Source organism: Candidatus Villigracilis sp. (genome assembly GCF_057083605.1).
In genome coordinates, this window is sequence record NZ_JBXMTI010000007.1 from 1 (window position 1) to 3,137 (window position 3,137).

Below are 3,137 nucleotides of genomic sequence, written 5' to 3' on the forward strand. Positions count from 1 at the left end.
GAGGGAAGCATGGAGCGCATCACTTCGCGCAACAATCGTTTGGCCCGGTTGCGGGATATGGCTGTCCCAACCGTTTTCCCGGCAGTCACCCCTACTTTGATCTCTTGTGACTGATTGGGTTGTGCTACTAACACAACAAGCGGATGGGCATAGGACTTTCCCGTTCGCCGCACCCGCTTGAAATCTTCAGATCGGGACAGTCGAAATCTTCTCTGCACCCGTACCTCAATAGTGATATTCGCTCGATAATGATCTTACCAACGAGTCTTCTTTACATGCTCGTTGGATTTAACAGTCAGTCTATGGCGGCCGCGTAAACGGCGGCGCTTGAGTACGTTGCGACCGTCAGCCGTAGACATGCGTTTTCGGAAACCGTGTACACGCACGCGGCGGCGGATCTTGGGTTGGTATGTTCTTTTTACCATTCGAAATACTTCCTTATTATGTAAAGATGATTGCAAACCCCATAGCAGGGAGTTGGCTGTCAGTTAGTGGCGCAAAATTATACCCCATTGGTTCTGATTCGGTCAATTTGGATTAGGAACAATTTTGTGGTCTTTCCAAAGTCCATAAACGGGCTCTTGGTTTGATGGCAAACCCTAAACGCGAATGCCGCGAATTGACGAATTTTACGAATTTCTCCGCCTTTATTCGCGCCAGTTGTACATTCGTGCAATTAGTGTTAAGAACTTCCCGATTTCGCGAAAGCCATGGGGCAATTTTTGGGAGGCTTTAAAGTTCTTTAAAACTTTAGGGCCCTATTGTAAAGTATTTGTCCCATATTCTTTGCTTTGTAGACTCATCAATGAAGGATGACTCAAAAGCAAAGCGGTTACAGAGGGTAATATCTTCCATGCTCATCCCCAATATCTCATGCGCAATGCGATATTCGTTGTTGACATTGGTTTCCAAGACTTCGGGGTCATCAGAGTTAATGGTTACGCGCAAGCCAAGGTCGAATAACTTTTTGAGCGGATGCGACTCAATGGTTGACACAGAATTGGTGAGGTAATTGCTCCAGGGGTTTACTTCCAAGGTAATCCCCTTCTCCTTTATCAGTTCCACTGCCTTCATATCTTCGATGCTGTGAATGCCATGCCCAAGGCGGTCTGGGTGAAAGTTATTAATGGTATCTATAACAAAGGATACTGGCGTATCTTCCCCCGTGTGGATAGTAACTTTCAAGCCTGCATCTTTGGCTTTCAGGATGGGTTTTACAAAATCCTTTGCAGGATAAAACAACTCCCCATCGGCCAGGTCAACAGCTTGAATATGTTTCTTATGGCGAATTGCCCAATCCACTGTTTTAATACATGACTCAGCGCCCATGCCGCGTGATGTGATGGCGATGATGCCAATCGCCATATCGAACCCCCCCTCCGCGCGTTCTTTGGCACGCAATAGGCCATCGAGGCAGGCATCCCAATTCACGTTGTGACCATGAAAGGCCCAATCTGGCGAAAAGCGGACTTCAAACAATTTGATATTTTGTTTCGCACAATCTTCAAACAACTCCCATGCAATGCGCTCAAAGACAGCAGGTGAGGTAATGCTGTTCTGAAAAATCTTGAATGCATCCAATACGGCTTGCAGGTCACGCAACTGGTCGTAGACCTTGACATGCTTGTCCAATTCAGCAGCTTCATAAGAAGGTAGTTTTAAATTGTATTCCCGCGCAATGTCAATAATGGTCTGCGTACGGATCGCGCCTTCGAGGTGGCAGTGGATTTCAGTTTTGGGGATATCGTTGTATTTGGGGTCGAAGTTTTTCATGGATGCCTGCTTATTGTGTACTCAAGCCGCCGTCCTCGGCGCAGGGAGTGGGGTCAATTCAGAAACTCTATGATCTTATCAATATTCCCCAACAACAAACCAAGCAAGGGCAACATCAACTGAGTAACGAGACTCGTCAGAGATTTGAGGTCAAAGCCACCATAACGATCGGCCCGAATCCGTTCATGCAGATCAGCCAGGCGCAAAAGTCGTTCGGAAACATCCTTGTTCGAAAGGTCTTCGGTGGTTTGGAGGGTGTTCATTTGCAGTTGAAGCTTGTTGAGGCTTGTCCAGCGCTCCTTTTCGACGATTCCATTGATCGTGGAACGGTGGACGATGAATTGAATGATGATAATGATCCAGCCGATTACAGTCAGCGGAATGGCGAACAGCGGAATGGCGAACACCTCGTTCACCTCCCTGCCGAACAACGGTGAGGAAGTCAGGAGAGTCAAAACCACAAAAAACGCCCCAGTCAGGTAGATGATTCGATTCGCCATGCCGGAGAGTCTGGCAACCACCTCCGAATTAACCGGGGTGAATGTGTTCAAGTCATATTGAAAATCGGTCAATAGATTGGTCAAGCCGATTGCCCAAAATACAATCTGAAAACTTCCACCTATCAGGAAACCTGTAGGAATCGTCATATAGGTTAACCCGTAACCATTGAATCCCAAAAGGATAAGAACGGCTATGCTCCATATGACGCCGCCCGCCACCAAATAGGCATATGTGGAGGTGGACGATGACCGGCAATACTCGCCAAGGGTGGAAAGATCTTCAGGGTTGGTAATTTTGTTGATGATGTGATCGGAAATTGTGCTGAGCACTGTTCGAAACAGGATATGCGCCAGAAGAAATGCATAAATTGCCAACCCACCGCCGTGTACCATGCGGCAATATTATCCGGTAGCCGTGTGGTCTCGCCGAATGCCAATATCAGCGACAGCCCCGGGACAAGGATCACTGCATTAAGAAAAACAATCTGCAGAATCCAGTAGGCCGGGCTATTCTCGGAAATTGAGTTTGGAAATAAACGGCCAGCCAAATTCAAAACAGCACCGGTCGACATTTTATCTCTCAGCGCAAGTATTGACCGTCGAGCCTCTTCTTGTTTTTCAACCAAAGTCTGATGTTCGTTCATGGTTCACTCCCTGTCACTTTGAAATCTGGCTAATGAACACATTGTACTGAATCTAAAACCCAGAATCAATCCATAAGAAACGCCTGAAAATGAACTAGTGGTGTGTTTGAAAAGTAATTCAACATAGTCGTGACAGCTTGACAACCTTATACTTCTCATACAGTTTCTTTTGCGGAGTTGAGTATGAGAAGACGGAAACCAAAAACCATACGGCTGAGCC

General features: G+C 46.8%; 4 protein-coding genes. All 4 read right to left on the reverse strand.

Going from position 1 to position 3,137, the window contains the following annotated elements; translation table 11 throughout:
• On the reverse strand, nt 1–218 hold a 218-nt coding region (gene rnpA, locus AC14M5_RS01675; RefSeq protein WP_484027886.1), incomplete at its 3' end, for a ribonuclease P protein component.
• 36 nt (nt 219–254) lie between these two features.
• Entirely contained in the window at nt 255–425 is a 171-nt protein-coding gene (rpmH, locus tag AC14M5_RS01680) for a 50S ribosomal protein L34 (RefSeq protein ID WP_484027887.1), read from the reverse strand.
• Between the two features lie 325 nt (nt 426–750).
• The gene (add, locus tag AC14M5_RS01685) at nt 751–1,773 is read right to left on the reverse strand and encodes an adenosine deaminase (RefSeq protein ID WP_484027888.1); all 1,023 of its coding nucleotides are present in this window, start codon (nt 1,771–1,773) and stop codon (nt 751–753) included.
• A gap of 53 nt (nt 1,774–1,826) precedes the next feature.
• Nucleotides 1,827–2,666: a hypothetical protein gene (locus AC14M5_RS01690; protein WP_484027889.1), complete on the reverse strand. Its 840-nt coding sequence runs from the start codon at nt 2,664–2,666 to the stop codon at nt 1,827–1,829.
• Between the last annotated feature and the right edge of the window lie 471 nt (nt 2,667–3,137).

Bases quoted from the DNA above. Each gene is read 5' to 3' on its own strand.
- rpmH (WP_484027887.1), bottom strand. From the start codon at position 425: ATGGTAAAAAGAACATACCAACCCAAGATCCGCCGCCGCGTGCGTGTA.
- add (WP_484027888.1), bottom strand. From the start codon at position 1,773: ATGAAAAACTTCGACCCCAAATACAACGATATCCCCAAAACTGAAATC.
- AC14M5_RS01690 (WP_484027889.1), bottom strand. From the start codon at position 2,666: ATGGTACACGGCGGTGGGTTGGCAATTTATGCATTTCTTCTGGCGCAT.